The sequence below is a fragment of the Geodermatophilus sp. SYSU D00700 genome (genome assembly GCF_054050255.1).
This window is the reverse complement of sequence record NZ_JBJGZA010000006.1, coordinates 164455-184618: the sequence shown is the minus strand read 5'-3', so window position 1 is coordinate 184618 and position 20164 is coordinate 164455. Positions and strand designations below refer to the sequence as shown.

The 20164-nt window shown below is 74.9% G+C and carries 17 protein-coding genes and 1 pseudogene; 3 read left to right on the top strand and 15 right to left on the bottom strand.

Annotated elements, in window-relative coordinates; genetic code table 11:
* Positions 1 to 85 precede the first annotated feature (85 nt).
* The 7 genes from ACI79V_RS07470 to ACI79V_RS07440 all read right to left on the bottom strand — a co-directional run bounded on the left by ACI79V_RS07470 (position 86) and on the right by ACI79V_RS07440 (position 8198).
* Positions 86 to 217, bottom strand: a complete 132-nt coding sequence (locus tag ACI79V_RS07470) for a hypothetical protein (RefSeq protein ID WP_456887960.1) — start codon at positions 215 to 217, stop codon at positions 86 to 88.
* Between the two features lie 7 nt (positions 218 to 224).
* Complete coding sequence (locus tag ACI79V_RS07465) at positions 225 to 1118, bottom strand: alpha/beta fold hydrolase (protein WP_456887958.1); 894 nt, start codon at positions 1116 to 1118, stop codon at positions 225 to 227.
* 187 nt (positions 1119 to 1305) lie between these two features.
* Positions 1306 to 2946, bottom strand: a complete 1641-nt coding sequence (locus ACI79V_RS07460) for an FAD-dependent oxidoreductase (RefSeq protein WP_456887956.1) — start codon at positions 2944 to 2946, stop codon at positions 1306 to 1308.
* A 509-nt stretch (positions 2947 to 3455) separates the two neighbouring features.
* A complete protein-coding gene (locus ACI79V_RS07455) occupies positions 3456 to 4373 on the bottom strand; it encodes an alpha/beta fold hydrolase (RefSeq protein ID WP_456887954.1) in 918 nt (305 codons plus the stop codon).
* A 1114-nt stretch (positions 4374 to 5487) separates the two neighbouring features.
* Entirely contained in the window at positions 5488 to 6462 is a 975-nt protein-coding gene (locus ACI79V_RS07450) for an NAD(P)-dependent alcohol dehydrogenase (protein WP_456887986.1), read from the bottom strand.
* 73 nt (positions 6463 to 6535) lie between these two features.
* Positions 6536 to 7663, bottom strand: a complete 1128-nt coding sequence (locus ACI79V_RS07445) for an alpha/beta fold hydrolase (RefSeq protein WP_456887952.1) — start codon at positions 7661 to 7663, stop codon at positions 6536 to 6538.
* A gap of 82 nt (positions 7664 to 7745) precedes the next feature.
* On the bottom strand, positions 7746 to 8198 hold the full coding sequence (locus ACI79V_RS07440; protein WP_456874473.1) for a hypothetical protein: 453 nt from the start codon (positions 8196 to 8198) through the stop codon (positions 7746 to 7748).
* A gap of 156 nt (positions 8199 to 8354) precedes the next feature.
* Here ACI79V_RS07440 and ACI79V_RS07435 point away from each other — a divergent pair, with 156 nt between their 5' ends.
* Positions 8355 to 11066 (top strand): AAA family ATPase, encoded by a 2712-nt coding sequence (locus ACI79V_RS07435; RefSeq protein ID WP_456887950.1) that lies wholly within the window; start codon positions 8355 to 8357, stop codon positions 11064 to 11066.
* Between the two features lie 67 nt (positions 11067 to 11133).
* On the opposite strand, the gene ACI79V_RS07430 is transcribed toward ACI79V_RS07435, so the two are convergent.
* The 6 genes from ACI79V_RS07430 to ACI79V_RS07405 all read right to left on the bottom strand — a co-directional run bounded on the left by ACI79V_RS07430 (position 11134) and on the right by ACI79V_RS07405 (position 16834).
* Positions 11134 to 11817 carry a GNAT family N-acetyltransferase gene (locus ACI79V_RS07430; protein WP_456887983.1) on the bottom strand — a complete coding sequence of 228 codons (684 nt, stop codon included), beginning with the start codon at positions 11815 to 11817 and terminating at the stop codon, positions 11134 to 11136.
* A 5-nt stretch (positions 11818 to 11822) separates the two neighbouring features.
* Positions 11823 to 15092, bottom strand: a complete 3270-nt coding sequence (locus tag ACI79V_RS07425; RefSeq protein WP_456887948.1) for a heavy metal translocating P-type ATPase — start codon at positions 15090 to 15092, stop codon at positions 11823 to 11825.
* 115 nt (positions 15093 to 15207) lie between these two features.
* The gene (locus tag ACI79V_RS07420; protein WP_456887946.1) at positions 15208 to 15708 is read right to left on the bottom strand and encodes an N-acetyltransferase family protein; all 501 of its coding nucleotides are present in this window, start codon (positions 15706 to 15708) and stop codon (positions 15208 to 15210) included.
* A gap of 111 nt (positions 15709 to 15819) precedes the next feature.
* On the bottom strand, positions 15820 to 16272 hold the full coding sequence (locus tag ACI79V_RS07415; protein ID WP_456887944.1) for a hypothetical protein: 453 nt from the start codon (positions 16270 to 16272) through the stop codon (positions 15820 to 15822).
* Between the two features lie 35 nt (positions 16273 to 16307).
* Positions 16308 to 16541 carry a heavy-metal-associated domain-containing protein gene (locus ACI79V_RS07410; protein WP_456887942.1) on the bottom strand — a complete coding sequence of 78 codons (234 nt, stop codon included), beginning with the start codon at positions 16539 to 16541 and terminating at the stop codon, positions 16308 to 16310.
* Between the two features lie 158 nt (positions 16542 to 16699).
* Complete coding sequence (locus ACI79V_RS07405; RefSeq protein ID WP_456874466.1) at positions 16700 to 16834, bottom strand: hypothetical protein; 135 nt, start codon at positions 16832 to 16834, stop codon at positions 16700 to 16702.
* Positions 16835 to 17107: 273 nt separating this feature from the next.
* Here ACI79V_RS07405 and ACI79V_RS07400 point away from each other — a divergent pair.
* Together ACI79V_RS07400 and ACI79V_RS07395 are read left to right on the top strand one after the other, a co-directional pair.
* Positions 17108 to 17371 (top strand): annotated as a pseudogene (locus ACI79V_RS07400) (SDR family NAD(P)-dependent oxidoreductase); the annotation flags it as partial.
* 59 nt (positions 17372 to 17430) lie between these two features.
* Complete coding sequence (locus ACI79V_RS07395; RefSeq protein WP_456887940.1) at positions 17431 to 17568, top strand: SDR family oxidoreductase; 138 nt, start codon at positions 17431 to 17433, stop codon at positions 17566 to 17568.
* A gap of 209 nt (positions 17569 to 17777) precedes the next feature.
* Here ACI79V_RS07395 and ACI79V_RS07390 read toward each other — a convergent pair whose 3' ends face one another.
* Positions 17778 to 18359, bottom strand: a complete 582-nt coding sequence (locus tag ACI79V_RS07390; protein ID WP_456887938.1) for a DUF4865 family protein — start codon at positions 18357 to 18359, stop codon at positions 17778 to 17780.
* A 231-nt stretch (positions 18360 to 18590) separates the two neighbouring features.
* Positions 18591 to 20111, bottom strand: coding sequence for an MFS transporter (locus ACI79V_RS07385; RefSeq protein ID WP_456887934.1), 1521 nt, complete (start codon positions 20109 to 20111; stop codon positions 18591 to 18593).
* Positions 20112 to 20164 lie beyond the last annotated feature (53 nt).

The following is a 20164-nucleotide window of genomic DNA, read 5'->3' as shown; positions in this document are numbered from 1 at the left end:
GCGCCCCTGCCGCGCACCGTCCACCGTCGTGCAGCGCGGGCCGGGCCGATCCCCGATCGGACCGCTGAGGACCCGGCAGGTGACGTCAGTCGTCGACGAGCACGACCTTGCCGGGCCGGGGCAACCGGCGGGCGACCCGGGACAGGGCCGCGTGCCGGACGACGAACGCGCAGGTCACCTCCGGAGCCCGGTCGAGGACCCGGTCGCCGATCCGCAACCGCCCCTCAGCCCGACACCTCGAGGAACGGCAGCAGCACCTCCAGCAGCCCGGACGGGTTCTCCTCCGGCACCCAGTGCCCGGCACGCGGCACGGTGACCGCGCGGACGTCGTCGGCCACCTCCCGGGCCATCGCCTCGTCGACCTCCGCGAACAGGTTGGCCTCACCGGCCACGGCGAGCACCGGAACCGTGAGCCTCCCCGCGGCGGCCAGCGCGGCCCGGTTGTCCCGGTCGTCCTGCACGAACGCCCGGTACAGCTCGAAGCCGGCACGCATCGCACCGGGCTGCCGGAAGTCCGCCGCGTAGCGGTCCAGGTCGTCCGCGGTGATCGCGCACGGGTCGTGGGCCGCGCCGTCGAAGAAGAACCGCAGGTACTCCCGCTCCCGCCCCGCCGTGAGGAACTCCGGCAGGTCGGGGGTGGCGTGGAAGGCGTAGTGCCAGTGCCGGGGATCGCTCGCCAGCTGCTCGTGCACCTGCGTGCCGGGCAGCGTGGCCTCCATCAGCACCAGCCGGTCGGCGTCCCCGCGGAACCGCAGTCCGTGCGCCAGCGCCACCATCGACCCGATGTCGTGGCCGACCACCGCCACCCGGCCGTCGACGGCCAGGTGGTCGCGCACGACCGTGTGCACGTCACCGGCCAGCGTCCAGGTGTCGTAGCCCATCGCAGGACGGGACGACCCCCCGGCACCGCGGAGGTCCACGGCCACCACCCGGTGCCCGGCCTCGGCGAGCGGCCCGATGACGTGCCGCCAGGACCACCACGACTGCGGATAGCCGTGCACCAGCACCACGGTCCGCCCGCCCGCCGCAGCCGCCCCGGCCACCACGTGGTGGATCCGCACACCCGGTGCGACCACGGCGGTGCCGTGCTCGACCCCTGGCGTGCCGGCGCCGCTCACGACCCCACGCCGCTCTCTGCCCACCGCGCCGGACCGACCGGGCGGGGCAGCCACGGCTCGAACTCCCGCGGGAGGACCGCGGGCTCGACGGGGTCGGCCATGCCGTCATCCTGGCGCGTGGGTGGCGACGGCTCCAGCGTGGCGGTGCCCGTGGGGGTCTCCGAGCCCCGTCCCGGGTGTGGACGCCTCAGCCCCGGCCGAGGTGGTCGTGGACCATGCGGATGACCACCGCGCCCTCACCGACCGCGGAGGCCACCCGCTTCACCGCCCCGTGCCGGACGTCGCCGACGGCGAACACGCCGGGCAGGCTGGTCTGGAACTCGTGGGTCCCGCCACCGGCGGACGCCCCGCGCCGGTCCGGGCCGGTCAGGACGTAGCCGGCGTCGTCCCGGTCGACGGCATCGGGCAGCCACCCGGTGTGGGGCTCGGCGCCGATCATCACGAACAGACCCGCAGCCGGCACCGTCCCGGTGTCCCCGCCGCCGCGGTGGCGGAGCACGAGGTGGGTCAACCGCCCCTCGCCGCCGCCGCCCACCACCTCGGTGCCGTACCGGACGGCGACGTTGGACGTGGCGTCGATCTCGCGGACCAGGTAGTCGGACATCGTCGCGGCCAGTGAGGACCCGCGGACGAGGAGCGTCACCTGCCGTGCGTAACGAGCCAGGTGCAGCGCCGCCTGACCCGCCGAGTTGGCCCCACCGACGACGTACACCTCCTCTCCCGCCATCGCCTGCGCCTCCGGAGCCGCCGCCCCGTAGAACACCCCGGCGCCGATCAGAGCGTCCAGCGACGGGACACCGAGGCGGCGGTAGGTCACCCCGGTGGCCAGGACGACGGCACGGCTGACGAAGGCGGACCCGTCGGCGAGGGAGACGACCCGCATCGCACCGTCCGCCCGCAGACCGACCGCCCGCGGCCCGTAGACGAACTCCGCGCCGAGCAACCAGGCCTGCTCGTACGCCCGTTGCGCCAGATCGGCGCCGGTGATGCCACGGGGGAACCCCGGGTAGTTGCGGATCATCGAGCTGGTGCCGGCCTGCCCGCCGATCGCCTCCGCCTCGAGCACCGCCGTGCGCAGCCCCTCCGAGGCGCCGTAGACCGCCGCGGCCAGACCGGCGGGACCGGCACCCACGATCGTCACGTCGTACGGCCGCGGGTCCGGCTGCGTCCGCATCCCGAGCGCACCGGCGATCTCCACACCGGACGGGCTCTCCAGGACCCGGCCGTCGAAGAGCACCACCACCGGCAGCGCCGCCGCCACCGCGCCGACCTCACCGAGCAGGGCCCGGCCCTCCTCCGAGCCCACGTCGAGGAAGTCGAAGGGGACGCTGTTGCGGCTGAGCAGGTCCCGCAGCTCGTGGGAGCGGGCCGACCACCGCTCCCCCACGATCCGCGCGGTGACGAAGTGCGGGCGGTGCGGCAGCGCCCACTCGTACAGCCACTGACCGATGGCCTGGTGGAAGTGCTCGTCACCGGGTCGCCACGGCTTGGGGATCCAGTCGACCTGCCGCAGCACCGACGCCGACAGCACCGGCGCCGTGGACCGGTCGCCCCAGGTGATCAGCACCGCCCGCTTCGCCTCCGGGTGCAGGGTGCGCACCCGGTCGAGGAACTCGATGCCGGTCATGCCGGGCATCCACTGGTCGGCGAGGACCAGCGCCACCTGCCCGCCCGCGGCCCGCACCCGCGCCAGGTCGCCGAGTGCCTCCTCCGCCGAGGTGAGACAGCGGACGTCGTAGTCGGCGGCGTAGCGCTTGCCCAACTCCTCCCGCACGACAGCGAGCGCGGCCGGTTCGTCGTCCACCGCCATCAGCACGGGCCTGTCCATCGCTCCACCTCCGCCGGTGACCGCGCAGTGTGCCGCAGCCGGTCACCGTCCGGAGAGCCGTGGAGGTCGGAGGCCGCGAGAGCAACCGGGGGCCCGCACGGCCTACGACGCACCGGACCCCGGCCTCCACCTGGAGGACCGGGGTCCGGTCGTGAGTGGCGGGAGGCCCGGCCGAACCACCGCTCCCGCTGTTGGCCTTCGCTCATCGCGCAGGTCACGAGCCGCTGCACGGGCACCTGCGCACCCCGTCGTGGTCCGTTTCCGGGTCGGCTGGCCGCGAACCCGGGGGAGACGGAGGTGATCATGCCGGCGACCGGACAGCGATCGCGGCACCGCAACCCGCGGCCGACCGGCCCCGGCGCGAGGGGCCGGCGGAGCGGGGCGGACCGGAGAACCACTCTCCGCTCGTGCGACGCGGGCCCGGCCACGACACCCGTCCTTGCGGGTGCAGCCGACCCTCGGTCAGCGCTGAGGGGACCCGCCACTGCGCTGCCCACGGCCGGTCCGGGTCACTGCCGGGATGACCGGCGTGCGACGAAGCCGGCGATGGCGTCGTTCACGAACGCAGGGTTGTCCTCGTGCATCAGGTGCGACGCCCTCGGTACCACCAGCTGCTCGGCCTCGGGCATGAGCTCGGCGAGCCACTCGCTGAGCGCGCCCTCGATCGTCGGGCTGTCCTCGCCGGTCAGCAGCAGAGCCGGTACCCGCACGGCGGAGAGGTCCGGCTCGGCCAGCGGTGGGAACCCGGCACGGAACTCGGCCTGCAGCTCGGTCACGCTCTCCCGCATCTGCTGCCGGCGCTGCGGGGTCAGCCGGGCCAGCGCCTGCCGGCCCAGCACCCCGCGGGCGAACAGCTGCAGCGCCCGATCGGCATCACCGCGCCGGTAGGCCCAGGCCATCGGGGCGGACGTGCGCAGCCCGAATGCCAGCACCGCCAGCGTCGCGCGGGGCCGGCGACGCAGGCTGCGCGCCAGGACAGCCGGCTGCGGGCGGGGCCCGGAGCCGAGCACCAGTGGCAACAGCGGCGGCTCCTCGAGCACCAGGCTGCGGACGACCTCGGGGTGCTCGATCGCGGTGAGCAGACAGATGAACGCACCCCACGAGTTGCCGACCAGGTGCGCCGGAGCCGCTTCCAGGGTGTGCAGCAGCGCGACGAGGTCCTCGACGTGCACCGGCATCGGGTCTGTTGCGCCAGGGACGATGGCCTCGTTCGGCCGGGCGTAGCGGCGGCTGTAGGAGATCACCCGGCACCGCGCACCGAGGGGATCGAGCTGGGCGGCCCAGGTGCGCAGGTCACCGAGGCCGCCGTGCACGAGGACCACCGGCTCCCCGGTACCCACCTGCCGGTAGGCCAGCGACACCCCGTTGACCATCACCTGCTGCAGCGCGCCGAACCCACCGCCGCCCGCCGCCTCGACAAGCGCCATGCCACGCTCCTCGGTCCCCTGTGCAGCACGACCCTCCTCGCCGGTCGACCTCCTGTGCAACGGCCACGGCCGAGAGGTGACGTCGCACACCGGACACACCGCAGGGAGCGGGACCGCCCCCGCCCGCGCGGCACGGACCGAGCCGGTCGGGTCGTGCCACATCATCCGCACCGGGCTCGTCCGGGTCCGGGGCGTCCCTGCCCCGGTGTCGGCGGCTCGGCGGTGGCCGTCGCCGAGACGCTGAAGCAGGTGACCGTGGTCGGCATCGACGCCTCGCCTCGCGTGCTCGCCCTGGCCGACCAGGTCCGCCCGGCCGGCCCCGCGGCCGCCCGGATGGTGCTCCACCGGCAGGACGTCGCCGACGCTCGACGAGCAGGACACGTACGACCTGGGCTGGGTGCCGGCGCCGTTCGTCCCCGGACCTGCGCTGCGACTGGGCCTCAGCCGGTCACCCGAGCTCTCCGGCCGGGCAGCCGGCAGGTGCTCGGCCACGGCGAGTACGTCGGTGACGCGGTCGACGACGCGCCGAACCGGTTCACGACCGTTGCCCACGGATCACGCTCCTCGGCGACGCTCAGGCGCAGCAGCCGCTGGTCGACGCGGGACCCGACCCGATCACCACCGCGCCCACCCCCTCGGCAGCCCGGCCATCCCCGTCGGTCGCAAGCGAGCCTGACCGCATCACCGGCTGGGACGCGCAGACGCGACAGCCGACACATCCCACGACCTCACCTCCCGCGAGGACCGGGACGGTCGTCTCCAACGCCGAAGACCCGGCCCCCTGCGGGTGGGCCGGGTCTTCGGACCGTGGTAGCGGGGGGGACCGGCCGAACCACCGCTCCGGCTGTTGGTGGTCGCGCGTCCATGCAGGTCAGAGCCCCGTGCATAGGCATCTGCACCCCCCCATCCGGTTCGCTTCCCGACCGGTCGCCCTGACGGATCGGGATTCGTGTCGACCTTGACAGGTGTCCCGGACAGGCCGTCCTCGGAACGATCTGGAGGTTCCTGTGGCCTCGGTTCCCCGCCGCAGGGGGATGCAGGAGAAGAAGTTCGCCGAGCTGGTGGCCCGCCCGGCGCGGCGCAGGTTCCTGGCCTCTGGCACTCCGCGTCAGGGTCATACGGTGACGACGACCTTGCCGGTCGCCTTGCCGTCGATCACGCGTCTGATCGCGGCCGCCGTCTCGGCGAGCGGGAAGACGCGGTCGACCAGCGGCGTCACCGAGCCGACCTCGATCAGACCGGTGAGCGCCCGCAGGTCCGCGCCGCTCTCCTTGTTCACGAAGAAGCCCAGAGTCTGGCCGACGAACGGCGAGAGCAGCACGGCCCGCAACTGCCGGCCGAGCCCGTCGAAGAGCCGGCCGCCGGTCTCGCCTCCCACGATGACCAGTCGCCCGTGCGGGGTCAGCGCCCGCCGGAGCTGCGCGAGTGGGCGGCGCCCGGCGATGTCGATGATCGCGTCAAAGCAGCCCTGCGGGATCTCGTCCCGGCGGTAGTCGAGGACGGCGTCGGCGCCCAGCCGGCGGACGGCGTCGAGCTTGGCGCCGCCCGCCAGGCCGGTCACCTCCGCCCCCAGGGCCTTGGCGATCTGGACGGCGAAGGTGCCCACGCCACCCGAGGCCCCGACGACCAGCACCCTGTCCCCCGGCTGCACCTTGGCGTGGTCGCGAACTGCCTCCAGCGCGGTGCCGGCTGACACGGGCACGGCCGCCGCCTGCTCGAAGGAGAGGTTCACCGGCTTCCGGTCGAGCTTGTCCTGCTTCGCCACCGCGTACTCGGCGAAGGTGCCGTTGGCCGACGCGATGCCGTACACCTCGTCGCCCGGCCGGAACTCGGTCACTCCCGCACCGACGGCCTCGACCACTCCCGCGAGGTTGCGGCCGGGGTTGCGGAAGCTCGGCCGGCGCAGGCCGAAGACCAGCCGCGCGGGATAGGGGCGGCCGGCCATCAGGTGCCAGGTGCCGCGGTCCACGCTCGCCGCCCGGACGCGGACGAGAACCTCGCCGTCCCGTGGGGCCGGCCGGTCGGTCCGGCCCACCTCGAGGAGGTGCTCCGGAGCTGTGCCGTACCGCTTCTGGTGCACCGCTTTCATCGTGTCGGGGCCGCTGCTCTGCCCGGCTCGGGTCCCTCGTGTGGTCTCCATCGTCGACCTCATCTCTCCCGACTCACGGCTCGAGGTTGGTGCAGCTGGTCAGTGCTCCTGGTCGGTTCGGCGGAAGCGGCGAACCGGTACGCGTGGCCTGGACGACGTCGGCGATGGCGCGCACGGAGAGGGCGGCTCCGCTTTCCTCCTCCATCAGGCCGGCGTGCGTGGCGCCCGCGAAACGGTGGCTGCTGTTCGTCGACAGCCCGGCCATCCGGTCGTGAGCGGCCGCCCAGGCCGGATCCCCATCGTGTCCGGCCGCAGTGAGCACCACCAGGGGCGTGCTGCCCAGGGTCGTCAGCGCGCGGGCCTGGGTGAGCAGCGCGGGCAGGGTCGCGACCTCGTTGACCATGTTGCGCCCGCCGCGGGGGCTGGCGGCGAACGCCTGCGCCTGGGCGGCGGCCGGGTCGGGCAGGGCGGACCAGAAGGACGTCGGCAGCAGCCGCCCGATGCCGAGGCGAGCCAGGCTGGGCAGCAGCGCGACCGCGCTGGGCGGGCCGGCGTGGGCTGCGTCGTCGCCGACCGTGTACGGGCTGGTGGCGTCGAGCAGTACCATCCCGGCGACCTGCTCGGGGTAGCGGGCGGCGTGGGTCATCGCGTAGTCGCCGCCGATCGAGTGACCGACGAGCACGTACGGGCCGTGTTCGCCGGCGCGGCCGAGCAGGGTGTGCAGGTCGGCGGCGGCCGAGCAGGGTGTGCAGGTCGGTGGCGGCCTGCAGGCCGTCCTGCCATCGACGGGTGCGTCGTCGCTCCAGCCCTGCCCGGCACGGTCGTAGGCGCAGACCCGGGTGGCGCTGCCGGCGGGTGGGCGATGCGGGTCCAGTGCGCCGACGTCTCGCCGAGGCCGCTGTGCAGCACGACGGTGGGTCCGCCGGAGCCGGTGCAGTTCAGGTGCAGCCGATGGCCGCCGACGTCGTAGGACTGCCCGGGCATGGGGTAGGTCCCCACATCGGCCAGACCCACGGTCTCCACCGCACCGCCGACGGCCGCGGCAGCCATGACGACCACGACCGGGTAGAGCAGCCAGCGGCCGGAGCCGGCGGCCGGGGAGCGGCGGATGCGGATGCCGATCCAGAGGGCCAGCGCGAACAGTCCCGGAGGCGCGGGCGGTGGACCGGCCCGCGGCGGTGGTCGGAGCGGTGGTGGTCATCGTGCGCCCCCCTGTTCGGACGGGATCAGCGGCTGGGGCCGAGGGTTGGTCGGGGCCGCGGCGGCTCACCGGTGCGGCGTGCTCACCCTGCGATGAGCAGGCCGGCCGTGATCGCGGCGGCGACCAGCGCGGCGGCGACGAAGTCGACGGTGGCGCAGAACGGTGGCCACCAGCGGGTGTTGGCCACGAACCGGGTGCGGTGCTGCCACAGGTCCTTGAGGCCGTGGCCGGCCAGGCCGGCCACGATCAGCCAGGCCGATCCGGGCACCGCGGCGGCGGCGACGACCACGAACACCGACGCGACGGCCGTCTCGACGACGAGCACGTGTCGGCGCCCGTCGGCGACGGCGAAGCCGACGTACACCGCGGCGATCACGGCGAGCCCGAGGGCATAGACGGTGGCGGCGCTCAGCCAGGAGAAGGCCAGCGGCGTGGCGGCCTGGATCCCGCCGACCGTGACGCCCCAGACCACCGGCGTACGCAGGCCCTGGGCGCGCCCGGCGGGCGTGGGCTCGGCCGAGGTGCTGGTCGTCATGGCTGCTCCCGGGGGGTGGCGCCGGCCAGCGGGGTGGAAGCCGGTCGAGGAACAGCCTCGCCGCATCGGATCGGGCTTCGGGACGGCGTTTTCACCGGGTTCCCAGCCGGGAACGTCGAGGGCAGCCGGCAGCCGGCAGCCGGTACGGTCGGCTCCGTGCTGGCCGGTCGCGAGGCCGAACGCGCGTCGATCACGGCCCTGCTCGACGCCGCCGGCTCCTCGCGAGGCGGGGCGCTGGTGATCCGCGGCGTGGCCGGATCCGGCAAGTCGACGCTGCTGGCCGGCGCCGTGAGCTCGGCGGCGCACATGACCGTGTTGCGCACGCAGGGCGTGGAGTCGGAGTCCCCCCTGGCGTTCGCCGCCCTCCAGCGGTTGCTCTGGCCGCTGCACGCCCGCCTGCCGGCACTGCCGGCGCCGCAGCGGACCGCCTTGCGGGCCGCGCTGGGCGAGGCCGAGGGGGAAGGCGACCGGTTCCGGGCCTACCTCGGCACGCTGAGCCTGCTCGCCGACGCCGCCGAGGAGTCACCGGTGCTCGCGGTCGTCGACGACGCGCACTGGCTGGACGACGCATCAGCCGCGGCGCTGCTGTTCGCCGCCCGCCGGCTGCAGGCCGAACGCGTGGCCCTGCTGTTCGCCGCCCGCGACGGCGATGTCCACGACTTCGACGCCGGGGACCTGCCCACCATCGTCCTCGGCGGCGTCACCGGCGAGACCGCGGACGTGCTGCTGGCCGCCCGCGCCGGGAGGGGGATCGACCCGGCGGTGCGCGACCAGCTGGTCACCGGTACCGGCGGCAACCCGCTGGCGCTGGTGGAGTTGGCCGCCGTCCTGACCGACGACGAGCTGGCCGGGCAGGCGCCGCTGCCGGCGCAGCTACCGCTGACCGGCGGTGTCGAGCGGGCGTTCCTGGACCGCTACCGCCGGCTCACCGACGCGGCTCAGCGGTTTCTGCTGGTGGCCGCGGCCGACGACACCGCCCGGTTGCCCGTCGTCGGCGAGGCCGCGAACCGTCTCGATGCCGGCGATGCCCTCGACGAGGTCGAGCGGGCCGGGCTGCTCCGCGTCGAGGGGACCACGCTCTCGCTCCACCACCCGCTGGTGCGCTCCGCGGTCTACCGCGCGGCGACCAGCGCGCAGCGACGCGCGGCGCACCGCGCGCTGGCCGACGTCCTCGCCGCCGACCAGGACCGGCGCGCGTGGCACCTGGCGGCCGCCGCCGACCGCCCCGACGAGGCGGTCGTCACGGCGCTCGACGCCGTCGCCGAGCGCGCCGCCGGCCGCGGCGGACACGAGGCGGCCTCCGCGGCGTGGGCCCGCGCCGCTGAACTCACGACCGGCGCCGAAGACCGGGGACGACGGCTGTACCGGGCCGCCTCCGCGGCGTGGGCTGGTGCGCACCCCTCCCGGGCGGCGGCACTGGCGACATCCGCGGCGGCCGAGGTGACCGATCCGCTGCTACGGGCGCAGCTGCTGGCCCTGCAGGGCCAGATCGAGTGGAACTCCGGATCACTCGACGACGGCTTCGACCTCGCCCTGCAGGCCGCGCAGGTCGCCGCCGACGTCGATCCCGCGCTGGCGGGACAGCTGGCCGTGGTCGCCGCGGCGCTGGCCGTGTTCGGCGCCCGCTCGCCGCGCGGGGTCGACCCGGGGGCACTGGTGCCCGCACCGGCGCCGGACGCCCCGCCCCGAACGCGAGCCGCCGAGGCCCTGCTCCGCGGATTCCTCGCCGCGGCACGCCGGGACTGGAGCACAGCCGCCGGCGCGATCCACGAGGCGTTCGCGCTGACCGAGGCCGAGTTCGTCCGCGATCACGTGCAGCGCAACCTGGGCATCGCAGCGCTGGTCATCGGCGACGACGAGCACGGGCTGCTGTTGCACGAGCATCTGCTGACAGCCGCCCGCCGCGCCGGAGCGCTGGACGAGGTCGAGCACGCGCTGACCCGCGGTGTTCAGTTCCAGATCGCCGTGGGCGCCTGGGCACCTGCGCTCAGTGCCGCGGCCGAGGCGAGGTCGCTCGCGGCCAGCACCGGACGTCCAGGAATGACGGCGCTGCCGACCGCGCAACTCGCCCTGCTGGCGGTGCAGCGTGGCGACCAGCAGGCGGCCGAGCGTCACCTCGCCGACGCGGCGAGCATCCGGCTGGCGCGTCCGAGCGGGGTCACCGACATCGTCGTCGTCGACCTGCTGCACTGGGCGCGAGGCGTCCAGGCCGTCCGACAGCCGGCGGCCGCCCTGCACCACCTGGAGCAGATCAGCGAGCCCGGAGTGCGTCGGCTCGCGGCGATCGACCGGCTGGAGATCGCCGTCCGGGCCGGTCGGGACGACCTCGCCCACGCGTGGCTGGAGGAGCTGGCGACCTTCGCCGCCGGCACCGGCGCGCCGGCCGCGGTCGCCGTCGTCGAGCACGGTCGTGCGCTGCTTGCCGAGGGTCCCGCCGCCGAGGAGCACTTCCGGCGCGCCCTGGCCGCGCACGCCGACTCTCTGCGATTGCCCGATCAGGCCCGCACGGAACTGGCCCTCGGCGAGCACCTGCGCCGCGTGCGGCGTCGGATCGACGCCCGCGAGCACCTGCGCGCCGCCCTGGCACTCTTCGACGAGTTGGGTGCTGCGCCCCACGCCGACCGCGCCGCGGCCGAACTGCGCGCGTCCGGCGAGACCGCCCGCCGCCGCGACGTGTCCACCGCCACAGATCTGAGCCCGCAGGAACGCGCGGTCACCGCCCTCGTCCGGCAGGGGCTGACGACCCGGGACGTCGCCGCGCAGATGTTCCTCAGCCCCCGCACGGTCGAGTTCCACCTGCGCAACATCTTCGCCAAGCTCGGTGTCGCCTCCCGCGCCGAGCTCACCGCCCTGCCGCTCGAGGTCTAGCCGGGCCACCGGCGGTTTGCGCATGCGGGCTACGGCGGACTCGTTTCCCGTCCCCGAAGCTGCTCCGCTACTCCGGCGCACGCACCTGGCCGGCGGCACCATCGACGGCGCGACGTTCGACCCGGGCGTGAGCCGGCTCCCACCGTCCTCCGGCGGCAGGCCGCTCCATGAGCCACACGTGCGGTGCACCACCGGGTGGGTCGAGCTCGGCCCGGACGGCGAAGCCGAGGCGCTCGTAGAGGCGGGCGTTGGCCTCGGAGGAGGTCTCCAGGACGGCGATGGCGCCCTGGGCGTCCACCTCGGCCAGCCCGGCCGCGACCAACGAGGTGGCGAGGCCGCGTCCCCGCCACCGGGGCCGGGTACCCACGCACCCGAGGAACCAGTGCCGCTCGGCCGGCAGCAGTCGCGCGACGCAGTCGTCGACCTCCGCCAGGCGCTCGGCCCGGTCACCGATCCACCGGGGGATCTCCGTGGACAGGAGTTCCTCGGTCGCGGCCGACAGCTCGGGAGCGTCCGGCCGGGTCCAGCAGGCCGCGGCGACCACGGCACCGTCCTGCTCCGCGACCCAGGTGGCCCCTCGCTCCGCACCGGCGACTCCCGCATTCAGCCGGTAGAGAGCGGCCAGCCGGTCTCGGCTCGGGCGCTTCCCGAAGGCCCAGCGGATCCACGGGTAGTTCTCGAAGGCCTCGGCGAGCACCTCCCCCACCTCCGCGGCGTCGGCGCGTGTCGCCGGCCGGACGCGGGTCGCCATCGTGGTCACTGCGCCTCCACGGTGAAGGGAACGGTGAGCACCCGTCCGTCGGCGAGCCGGAACTGACCCCACAGCTGGTAGGTGCCGGCCGTGGCGAACTCGGCGTGCACGTCGAGCTCCGGGCCGAAGGTCTGGCCCGGCAGGGCAAAGACCGGGCGACCGGACGCGTCCGCGACCTCGGCGTGCTCGTGGGCGAAGGTCTGCCCGTCGGCCCGCATGACCACGACGTGGCCGGCGGCGGCCAGATAGGGCTGCAGGTCGTCGATCGGCCGGCCGGTGGCGTCGTCGGTGAAGGTGAAGTGCAGGTCGCTGCGTCCGCCGGCCGTCGCGTCGCCCTCGAGCTCGACGCGGATCCCGTCGACCACCGCCCTGCGCGGCCCGGCCGCCCGGACCACCGGTTCCGGCGCGGCGCCGGCCACCGTGATCATCTGCCGCTGGTGGACGTCGCCCATCTCGCCTTGCCGGCGGAACTCGGTGTTGACGATGTAGCGGCCGGCAGTGGGGAAGGTGACCTCCACGGCCAGCTGCCCGGGTGCGCCGGTCGGCTGGGGGTGGATGTGCGCGAACGTACCGAGATCCTCCCGCGTGGCGATCAGGTGCATCCACGCCTCGTGGCTGCGGGTGAGGTCCTCGACCGGCTCCCCGGTCTCGCTGTCCATGACGGTGGCGACCAACCGGGTCGGCTGCCCGGGTCGCGGGTCGGCGGGCAGGTCGAGGCGGACGACGACGCCGGCGTCGGTGGCGTCGGTGGCCGGTACCTCGGCCATCATCATCTCGCTCATCGCCGGCCGCATCGGCATGCCCGTGCCCTGCACCCAGGCCAGTTGGCCGTTCATCCCGCGCTCGGCGAACTCCATCCGGCTGACCGCGGTCAGGCCGGCCCCGAGGCTCAGCGCGACCACCGCCACCCCGGTGAGGTAGGCGTACTGGCCGATCCGTGCGCGCAGCGGCGGGTGCAGGATCTCGGCGGCCGTGGCGGGGCGGCGGAAGCGGCGCAGCCGCAGCGCGTTGGTGACGACGCTGACCGAGCTCATCGCCATCGCCGCCGACGCCAGCACCGGGTCCAGCAGCAGCCCGTCCCACCAGTACAGGGCGCCGGCGGCGACCGGGATGAGCAGCACATTGTAGCCGAACGCCCAGCCCAGGCCCTGCTTCATGGTGGTCACGGTGCGCCGGGACAGCGCGATCGCGGCGACGATGCCGCGCAGGTCGCCGCCGACCAGGGTGATGTCGGAGGCGGCGATGGCGACGTCGGCGCCGGTGCCGATGGCGATGCCCACATCGGCCGCGCTGAGGGCGGCGGCGTCGTTGATGCCGTCCCCGGCCATCGCGACGACGTGTCCCTGTTCCTGCAGGCGGCGGACCTGCGCCGCCTTGTCGGCGGGCAGAACCTCGGCGAGCACGTGCTCGATGCCGACCTGCTCGGCGATCGCGGTGGCGGTGGCGGCGTTGTCGCCGGTGAGCATCCACACCTGCAGCCCGAGCGCCCGCAGCTGGGCGACGGCCTCGGCGGACTCGGGCTTGACCGTGTCGGCGACGGACAGCACCGCGGCCGCGTTCCCGTCGATGGCGACGAACATCGGGGTACGGCCGGCCGCGGCGTCGGTGGCGACGGTGGCCTCCAGCGCAGTGATCTCGATGCCGTGGGCGGTCATCAGGGCGGCGTTGCCGACCAGCAGGTGCCGCTGGTCGACGACGGCGTCGATGCCGTGGCCGGGCACGGCGTCGAAGGAGCGCAGCGGCGGCAGGTCGAGGAAGCGGGCGGTGGCGGCGGCGACGAGCGCCTCGGCGACGGGGTGCTCGCTGCCGGTCTCCGCGGCCGCCACCAGCGCGAGGACGTCGTCCTCGGCCCAGCCGCCGGTGGTGGTGACGCCCGTGAGGGCGGGCTTGCCGCGGGTGAGGGTGCCGGTCTTGTCCAGGACGACGGCGGTGACCCGGCGGGCGGTCTCCAGCGCGTCGCCGTTGCCGATGAGGATGCCGAGCTCGGCGGCGCGGCCGGTGCCGACCATGACCGCCGTCGGGGTGGCCAGTCCGAGGGCGCACGGGCAGGCGATGATCAGCACGGCGATGGTGGTGGTGATCGCCATCGTGAGCCGGCCGGTGTCCGGGCCGAGCAGCGCCCACGCGAGGAAGGTGGCCGCGGCCAGACCGAGGACGAGCGGCACGAACCAGGCCGAGACCCGGTCGGCGAGGCGCTGCAGCGGCACCTTGGCGCCCTGCGCGTCCTCGACCAGGCGCACGATCTGCGCGAGTGCGGTGTCCGCACCGACCGCGGTGGCCCGCAGCACGACGGTGCCGGTGCGGTTGATCGTGGCGCCGATGACGGTGTCCCCGACGGTCTTGTCCACCGGCAGGCTCTCCCCGGTGAGCATGCTCTCGTCGACCGCGGTGGCGCCGTCGGTGACGACACCGTCGACCGGCAGCTTCTCCCCGGGCCGTACCCGGACCAGGTCGCCGACGACGACCCGATCGACCGGCACGTCGATCTCGGCGCCGTCGCGCAGCACCCGGGCGGTCTTCGGGGCGAGCCCGACCAAGGCGGTGATCGCCGCAGCGGTCTGCTTCTTCGCCTTGGCCTCCATCCACCGCCCGGCGAGGACGAGGGCGAGGATGACCAGGGAGGTCTCGAAGTAGACGTGCAGCGGCAGCCCCCAGCGCTCGGCGGCCGCCGGCCACAGGGTGACGAACGCGCTGTACGCATAGGCGACGCCGGTGCCCAGCGCCACCAGGGTGTTCATGTTCGTCGAACGGTGCCTCGCGGCGGCCCAGGCGGCGCGGTAGACGTCGCGCCCGGCCCAGAACTGCACCACGGTGGCGACCACCAGGATCGCCGGCATCAGCCAGTCCATCGCGTCCAGGTACAGCGGCACGTACATCAGGCCCATCAGCCCGAGGCCGGTGGCCAGGGTGATCTGCCACTTCAGCTTGAGTGCGGTCAGGTGCGCCTCGCCGTCCCGGTCCGTGCCGGGCGCGTCGGCGCCGCTGCCGGGGGGCTCGCCGGTGGGCTGGGCCTCGCGGCGCGGGGTCGCGGTGTAGCCGGCCCGGGCCACCGCGGAGGTCAGCTCCTCCAGGCTCACCTGGGCTGCGTCGAAGCGGACGGTGGCGACCTCGGTGGCCAGGTTGACCTCGGCGCCAGTCACACCGTCGAGCCGGTTGAGGGCCTTCTCCACCCGGCCCACGCAGGAGGCGCAGGTCATGCCACCGATGTCGAGGGTGCAGCAGTACGGCTCGATTGCCGCGGCGGCGGGGGCGCTGGCCTGTGCGGTGGTCGTCATCGCGGTCTCCTGGTGGACGGGCGGTTCGGTCTACGGCTGGATCGTTCGCGGTGGGAGGCGCGGTCGGACCGGGGAGATCGCCAGGTTCACCGGCTGGCGCATGCCCGGTCTCCGGTCAGCCGTCGGCGGCCAGGTCGGCGTAGGCGGCGGGCGGCCAAGCGGCGAGGATCTTGGGCCGCAGGGTGGCGCCGAGGCGGCGGTAGAAGCGCTGAGCGTCGACGTTGTCGACCTCCATGCCCCAGCGGATGAGCAGCTGCTCGGGTGCGGCGAGGCGAGCGAGAGCGGTCATCAGCCGCCGGCCGACGCCGGCGTCGCGGTGCCCGGGGCGGACGTAGAGGTCGTCGAGGGCGAGCAGGTCGCCGCCGGTCCACAGGTGCAGCTGGCGGACGGCGGAGACGTAGCCGACCGCGGCGCCGTCGCGCTCGGCCAGCAGGACGGTCACCTCGGGCCGGGCCAGCAGGATGCGCCACTGCTCGAGGTCGACGTGCACGTGCGCGGTCTGGTCCTCGTGAGCGGCGATCTCGCCGACCATCGCGGCGACGTCAGCGGCGTCGGCCGGGGTGGCCCGGCGGATCCGGACGCCGGCGTCAGTGAGGTGCGTGGTGACGGCGCTCATGGCGGGCAGTCCTCTCGGACAGGAGTGGCCGAAGGCGGTGGCGCGGCGGGAGCCGGCGGGCTGCTCCCGCCGCGCCGGCGGGGACGGGGCGGTGTGCCGGCCGTCCGGGTGTCAGCAGTGCGCGTACTCGTGCGGGCGCAGCAGCATCGCCGCGGCCATCGCCGGGAGCATGAGCACGTGGCCCCAGATCATCAGGGCGCCGGTGCCGATGAGCCCGAGGGCGAGCGGGACGAACAGCACCAGGAAGGGCAGGTACATGGCCGTGCCCATCTCGGCGATGGGCCGCCAGCGGTGGCCGCGGACCTTCATCCACGCGGACATGGCGGCGGTCATGTTCGTCGCCATGATGAGCGCTCCCGTGTAGGGGTTGGACATCAGGCCGGGGGCGCCGACGGCGTCGAGGACGAGGTTCCACACCGGGTGCAGGGCCACCATGCCCACGGCCATAGCGACGACCATCTCGAGGAAGTGGAGGGTGAACTTCCTGGCGCTCAGGTGGTGCGTGGCGTGCGCCGTCTCAGCGTGTGCGGTGGCGACGCTGGGTGTGCGGGTCGGGGTGGGCACTGTGGGTCTCCGGTGAGGGTCGGGGTGGGCGGGGGTCACGGGACGAGGGCGTAGCCGGCCTCGTCGACGGCGGCGGCGATGTCGGCGCGGTCCACCGGGCGCTCGGCGGTGACGGTGACGGTGCCGCTGGCCAGGTCGACGGTGACCGACTCGACGCCGTCGACGGCGGCGATCTCCTCGGTGACGGCGCGCTGGCAGTGCCCGCAGGTCATGCCGGTGACGGTGAAGGTGGTCGAGCCGATGAAGGTGCGCGGCGTGCTGGACAGCATGGGAACTCCTCGGGGTGCGGGTGGTGGTGCGGTCGGGAGGAAGCGTCGGCGCGGGGGTGAGGGCGTCTCACCGGGGAAATCGCCGGGATCCGAGCCGGGAGGGTCGGGCAGCGACCGGGGCCTGCGGTGTGGCTGCCGGTGGCGTCGGGGGCGTGCGGTCAGCTGCCGCAGCAGCGGGGACGTCGCCGCCAGGGCCGGGAGGGCTGCAGGCACCGGACCAGCCGGGCCCGTTGCGCGTCGCGGATGAGCTCCTGCGCTCGGGATCGGGCCAGGTACTCGTGGGTGAAGGTCATGGGTTCTCCTGGATGGGGACGGGGCAGGCGGTGGGTCGCCGGGCGGGCGCGGAGCCGCCGCCGGTGCTGCGGTGGTCGGCGGGCCAGACGCCGGTGCTGACCCTGTGCGTGGGTGAGGGCGCCGGCACCGGGAAGATCGCCGGGATTGCCGGACGTGCCGTCAGCGACGTTGCGGCGGGCCATCCGCCCGGTGGTCGATCAGCCGGCGGCGGGCAGGCGGGTCCGGGTGATGGCCGCGGCCAGTTCCCGGGGTCGCTCGGCGGCGCCGAGGCGCTGGTCGCCGAGCTGCGCGCCGCCGGGGGCCGGGCGCACCACGTCGCCGCCGACCTGGCCGACCCCCAGGCGCCCGCGCAGCTCATCCAGGCGGCCCGGTCAGCGTTCGGGCACGTCGACGCCCTCGTCGCCGACCACGCCCGCAGCAGCGCGCAGGATCTGGACCAGCTGACCGCCGCCGAGCTCGACCGCAGCTCTGCGGTCAACACCCGCGCCACTCTGCTGCCGGCCCGGCATCTCGCGGCGCAGCACCACGGCCGCTCCGGCGGGCGGCTGCTGACGTTCACCTCGGGGCAGTACCACTCCGCGATGCCCGAGCAGCCGTGGCCGCGGCCAACCCCGGCCGGCGGTGGAGCACCCCCACCGACACCGCCCGCCTGGTCGCCTGGCTGGTCAGCGACGAGGCCGAGTGGATCACCGGACAGGTGATCGCCTCCGACGGCGGCTGGTCGGCGCGCTGATCCGCGGCGAGGCGGCAGTTTGCTACGGGACGTGCGCCCGCCTGGCCTCGATGGACGTCGCGGCAGACGCTTGCTGCCCACGTGACGCCGCTCCCCCCGCCCTGGCTCTCACGCGGGGCTCCGTCCGGTCGCAGCGGCAACCCATCGTGCGGTCACCGGCATGGGGTTGCCTGCTGCGGCGGGCCGCCGGCGCGTGGTCGACCTACGGGTCACCGCCCGACGGCGGGCAGGGCTTGCACGTGCGGGGCCGAGACGTGCAGGACCTGGTACCGCTGCCCCCAACCCTCCGCTGGCTGCTCGGCCCAGAGGCGGAAGCGCACCATCTCCCAGGTGGCCGGGTCCACCACCAGCGCGCAGCTGTGCAATCCGCTGGTGGCCTGCTCCGCGGCCAGGTCGGCGAGGGCCGCATCGACGGCGTCGGCCACCGGCACGTCCGCCGGCAGACTGCTGGTGGTGCGCGTCGCCGCCGTCGGGGTGGCCGCCCGGGCCGGGCCCGGCTGGAAGGCCACGCCGGTCCAGTGCCGCACGACCGGCCGGCCGAAGTCGGCGCTGAGCCCGGCGAATGGCGGGCCGAAGAGGAACTGGTTCATGCCGGCCGCATCAGCCCACAGGTAGAACGGCGCGTACTGGTTCACCGGGGAGCCGAGCACACCCCGCTCCCGGACGGCGTATGCCTTCACGCCCAGGCCGGGGAAGGCATCGGTGCCCGAGGCGCGCGTCGCGACGCGGCGGCGAATGATCGTCATGTCGTAGTCGGCGGGCAGGGTGATCTCGTACTGCATCGCGTGCATCGGGCTCCTCGGGTCCCTGGTGGACGCGGGTCATCGTCGCGCGTCCGGAGCGGATCGTCGGTGGCTCGGCTGAACTGGTGCGCCGGCCCGGTGAGCGCGGGCCGGGCGGCGGCGATGCCGGCACGGTGCCCCGGCCGGTCCACGGTGGCAGTGGCGGGGCGGCCGCCGTTGTGGCCGACGCTGCGCCGGGCGGTGCGGCGGAAACCCCCGCACCGCCCGGCTGCCCGGAGCTCAGTGGCCGTGCATCCCGTGGCCGTGGCCGTGCGCATCGGCTGCGGGCTTGCCGACGGGCACGGCCAGGGCGGTGAGGACGAACAGGGCGGCCAGGACGACGGCGGTGGCGGTGAAGGCTCGGCCGTAGCCGTCGATCAAGCCGGCGGAGGTGGCCAGGTTCCCGGCGATCGCGGTGAGCGCGGCGACGCCGAGGGCAGCGCCGATCTCGTGACCGGTCATCATCAGCCCCGAGGCCAGCCCGGAGCGCTCAGCGGACACGTCGCTCATGGCGGCGACGGCGATGGCCACGAACATCGGGCCGACGCCGGCACCGACGAGCAGGAACCCGGGCAGCACGTCGGCGGCGTAGGAGGTGCCCCCGGCGCCGGTGGCCAGCAGCAGCACGCCGGCGGCCATGACCACCAGCCCACCCAGGATCAGGGTGCGGGCCCCGAGGTGGCCGATGACCTTCGACGCGACCGCGGCCCCGGCGGTGATGGCGCCGGCCAGCGGCAGGAACTGCAGCCCGGTGACGACCGGCGAGGAACCCACGATGGCCTGTAGGTACAGCGACGTCAGGAAGATCGCGCCGACCACCACGCCGGTCACGCCGGCCATCACCGCCGAGGCCGAGACCAGCGACCGGATCCGCCAGGTGGACGGCGGCACCAGCGGGTCGGCGGCGCGGCGCTCCAGGCGGGCGAAGGCGGAGAGCAGCACCGCCGCGGCGGCCAGCGCGATCCACGTGCGCGGCGCGGTCGGTCCGGCCGAGCGGATGGCCTCGATGCCGAACACCAGGGCCAGCAGGCCCGTCACCAGCGTCAGCGCGCCGGGCATGTCCAGCCGGCGCAGCGCGGCGGGCTGCGTGGTGCCGCGGGCCACCGCGCGCAGGGTGCCGGCGACGACGGCGACGCCGATCGGCACGTTGATGAAGAACACCGCCCGCCAGCCGAGCGCGCTGGTCAGCGCCCCGCCGAAGAGCACGCCGGCGGCGATGCCGAGGCTGCCGACGGTGCCCCAGACGGCGAGTGCGGTCTGCCGCTGCCGGCCGGCGTAGGCGGTCATGATGATCGACAGCGCGGCCGGGGTCAGCAGCGCAGCGCCGGCGCCCTGCGCCGCCCGGGCCAGGATGAGCGTCAGCGGGGTCTGCGCCAGGCCGCTGACCAACGAGGCGGCGGTGAACAGGCCGATCCCCGCGAGGAACGCGCCGCGGCGGTTGAGCAGGTCGGCGATCCGGCCGCCGAGCAGCAGCAGCCCGCCGGACAGCAGCACGTAGGCGCTGATCGCCCACTGGTAGTCGGCGGCGGACAGGTGCAGCGCGTCGCTGATCGACGGCAGGGCGACGTTCACCACCGACACGTCCAGGATGACCATGAACTGGGCGGCGATCATCAGCGCGAACACCGTCCACGGCCGGCGTGGCTCGTCCGCGGCCGGCACCGGGTGGCCGAAGGCGTGGCTGCCCGGGGCGTGACCGCCCGGCGTGTGGGGGTGCTCGCGGGCGGGGACCGCCGGTTCGGCGGCGGGGTGGGCCGACATGGCTCCTCCTCGAGGTGGGACTGCGGTACTGGCTGCCACGCTCTCCGCCGCCG